2 protein-coding genes and 1 pseudogene are annotated in these 3,288 nt (G+C 57.0%); all 3 read left to right on the plus strand.

What is annotated here, in order from left to right:
- Positions 1-505 precede the first annotated feature (505 nt).
- The gene (locus ABYV26_RS23410) at positions 506-1,552 is read left to right on the plus strand and encodes a sulfite exporter TauE/SafE family protein (RefSeq protein WP_372683769.1); all 1,047 of its coding nucleotides are present in this window, start codon (positions 506-508) and stop codon (positions 1,550-1,552) included.
- A gap of 87 nt (positions 1,553-1,639) precedes the next feature.
- A complete protein-coding gene (locus tag ABYV26_RS23415; protein ID WP_372683770.1) occupies positions 1,640-2,176 on the plus strand; it encodes a hypothetical protein in 537 nt (178 codons plus the stop codon).
- A 135-nt stretch (positions 2,177-2,311) separates the two neighbouring features.
- Positions 2,312-3,288: pseudogene (locus ABYV26_RS23420) on the plus strand (hypothetical protein); the annotation flags it as partial.

Raw genomic sequence — 3,288 nt, forward strand, 5'->3', positions numbered from 1 at the left:
CGAATGTTTCCAAGCTAATGCAGGTGCTCACCTGATTCCGTCATCTCCCCGAAGAACCCGTCCGTCCGGTTTCGGTCCCGGAAGAACGGGTTCATTTTTTATCTATTCCTTCCACCTCGACGATGCGTGTTCGCGGATAACCTCCCAATGCGCGTTTTCCGTAAGCCTGTGGTGACCTGCGAGCAATCTTCAGAAGGCGCTATATCTCATGTCTACACCGGAAAGACATCTTAGAAACAATATGTCCACTGGCAGTATCCATTGGCGGCGGCAACCTGAAAAAGCATTTCTGGAAATGATATATATATAAAAATAACAAATAGATAAAATTTTTTTTCGTCCTGAAATCTTTGGCATGGCGATTGAAATGAGTAGGGTCAACAGCTTGGTTCAGTCCGTAATTGCCTATTCACAATTTAGAAAAGGAGAAGAAGCGAACCTGGCATTTGCAAGCGCAATGGACAAGTCTACGATTCACCCGACATTAAAATCACAGGAGGGCAATATGGAAAATATTAAAAAAGAGAAGGTGACCGGTTGGGAGGTCGCCAAGGACCTCGAGGCGACCAAGCAAAGCATTTTGGAGCGGATGATCCCGGAAGCGGGCCATTTCAAGGCGATGTTCGCCGGCGTGGCCGTTTTTTCCCTTCTTTTTCTGGTGGGCATCTGGCTGGCCGGCAATCCGTTTGAAGCCACAGTGCGCATGCCGTCCAAGTATGTGGTCGAACACGGGCTGCTGGGCAACCAGTGGTCGATCATCTGGAGCGTGGTGTTGATCGCGGCTTTCTTCGAATTCATGGATGCATCGGCCGGCATGGGCTTCGGCACGGCGTTGACCCCGCTGCTGCTCATGATCGGCTTCGATCCCAAGCAGATCGTGCCTGTGGTCATGATCCAGCAGGGCGCCGCCGGCCTGGTGGGCGCCTATCTTCATCGGGAGTTTCAAAATGTGGAATGGAAATTCTCGCCCATGAGCGAAACGGTAAAGTTAGCCTTGATCATCGCCGGCACCGGCGTACTCTTCAACGTCGTGGCGGTGGTGGGTGTTTACAAGATCTTCACGATTCCGACCGTCTGGATTAAGCTGTACGTGGCGGCCCTGCTGCTCATGATGGGCATCACCTCATTGATCCAGGCCAAGCAGGAGCGGCCCTACAAGCCCGGGAAAATGGTCTTTTGGGCGGCTCTGGCAGGATTCAACAAGGGCGTGGGCGGCGGCGGTTACGGGCCGGTGGTGACCATCGGTGGGCTGATGGCCGGCGTGCCGGTCAAAAGCATGATGGCGGTGACGGCCATCAGCGAAGGCACGGTGAGCACCCTGTCGGTGGTGACCTGGCTGGCCCTGCTGGGCAGCGGCGTGACCATCGACTACATCCTGCTGCCCAGCTTCATGCTGGCCACCGTATTCTCGGCCGTGGCGGCGCCCTATATGACCCGCGTGTTCCCGGAAAAGTTGTGGAAGATCGTGGTGCCGGCCTACTGCCTGTGCCTGACGGCCTATGCCTTCTACAAGATCATTCCCGATATCATGAAAAAACTGGCCGGCAGTTGATCCGGTAAACCTTAAACCCGGGCCCCGTCAGGGGTCCGGGGATGAATGTCCCCCAAACTAAAAAAGAAGGCGCAGAGAGGTCCAACGATGAACGAAAAGCATATGAACCCGGCGATGATTACAGGCAACGGTCAACCCCGCAGCGGTTTTGTGGGCAGCCGTCTTCACAACTTCGGCTTGACCATGGTGGTGATGGGCGCCAGCTTCGTCCTTTATTACCTGGGTCTCTTCGGAACGGTGGACGGGCCGTTAACGCCAGCCAATATGGGAGCCGCCCTGTCGGGACTGGGGGTCACTCAGCGTCACGTGATCATGGTGCTGCTCTCGGTCCTGGTTTTCGCCCTATGCTGGAACTGGGTGTTCAATCTGACCAGTGCCCTGGTCGGTGCCCGCATGACCTGCAAGGCTGACGGAAAAGGCGGTGATGCGACCTGCGGCGCACCGGTCAAACGCACGCGGCGCCATTCCAAGCGGTCGGGTCAGACCGTTGTGGCGTATGTCTGTCCGCACGGTCACCGTCGATCCGAAGCCCATTTCCATCCGGTCAAGAAGGGGGCGTTCAGCAACACCGTGTGGATCGCCTGTGTGGCCTTCGTGCTCATCACTGTATTTTACATCCGGTAAAAAAAACTGACATGCAGTGACGGACTAAAAGAGTCCAGTCTGAACCCGAACCTGCCGAAACCGCCCGCCGGTAAAGGCTTTGCCGGCTGTCCTGCCCGCGCCAGAACTGGCATATGACTTGCTCATGCCAAAGCCATGATGGAAGACACCTCACGTAAATCCCGCCAGAAACGGATCGGGAGGATTATTTTGGCCGCTGCCGCGCTGATCATGGTGGCGGCCACCGCCATTCACCTCCGGTTCACCCGGCAGATGGAAAGGCTGGTCAGCGATCAATTCAATCAGGAACAATTGACCATTGCCCGCATCATCAAGAAGCTGGTGGAAAACTCATTCAACACCCTGGAAAAGGAACTGCTGCAGATCGCCGGCAGGGATCCGGCACCGGCCTCGGGCCCGGCTGCCTGGCAGGGTCGCCTGCAGCCTGAGATGGATCGCCTGGCCACTGCCGGGATCATCGAGATTCTGATCTGGAACCGGGCGACGGATACCGCGTGGGTGTTTTCCCGCGGAGAACCGTTCCAGGCATCCGCGGTGCAACCACCGGTCGAGGCCGTTGAGTCGCTGCCGGGTCAGGGGGAAATTGGCGTGACCCGTCCTCAATCAGGCGGTTCCGGTGTCTATCTATATATGATCACCCGACTGGGATCGGGAACCGGGCAATTCATCTTGTTGCGGATCAACCTTGCCTGGCTTCTTTCGCCCCTGCTCAAGGACGTTCGCTCCGGTGCCAGCGGGTATGCGTGGATCATTGACGATCAGGGACGTTTCATATACCACCCCTTCACCGACTTTATCGGCCGCAGCGCCTTCGATGTGCGCAAGGAAGCCTATCCGGACGAGGATTTTGTTCAGATCGATCGCATCCAGAAAGAGGAGATGCTCCAGGGGCGGGAAGGCACCGGTACCTACCACTCGTCCTGGCACCGCGGTTTTACCGGTCGGATGTCCAAACACATCGCCTTCTGTCCCATCCACATCGCCCAGACCCCCCGGCAATTCTGGAGTGTGGCCGTGGTGGCGCCGACCCATGAAATTGCCAGCGCCGTGGGTCAGATCCATCGCTGGCTGCTGGTGCTCCAAGGGCTGGTGGTCCTGGTGGTGGCGACTGC

Origin of the sequence: Desulfosarcina sp. (genome assembly GCF_041551955.1) — a bacterium.
In the GTDB taxonomy this organism is placed as follows: Bacteria; Desulfobacterota; Desulfobacteria; order Desulfobacterales; family Desulfosarcinaceae; genus Desulfosarcina.

Excerpts from the sequence above, each read along its gene's own strand:
- ABYV26_RS23410 (WP_372683769.1), top strand. The coding sequence starts at position 506 with ATGGAAAATATTAAAAAAGAGAAGGTGACCGGTTGGGAGGTCGCCAAG.
- ABYV26_RS23415 (WP_372683770.1), top strand. The coding sequence starts at position 1,640 with ATGAACGAAAAGCATATGAACCCGGCGATGATTACAGGCAACGGTCAA.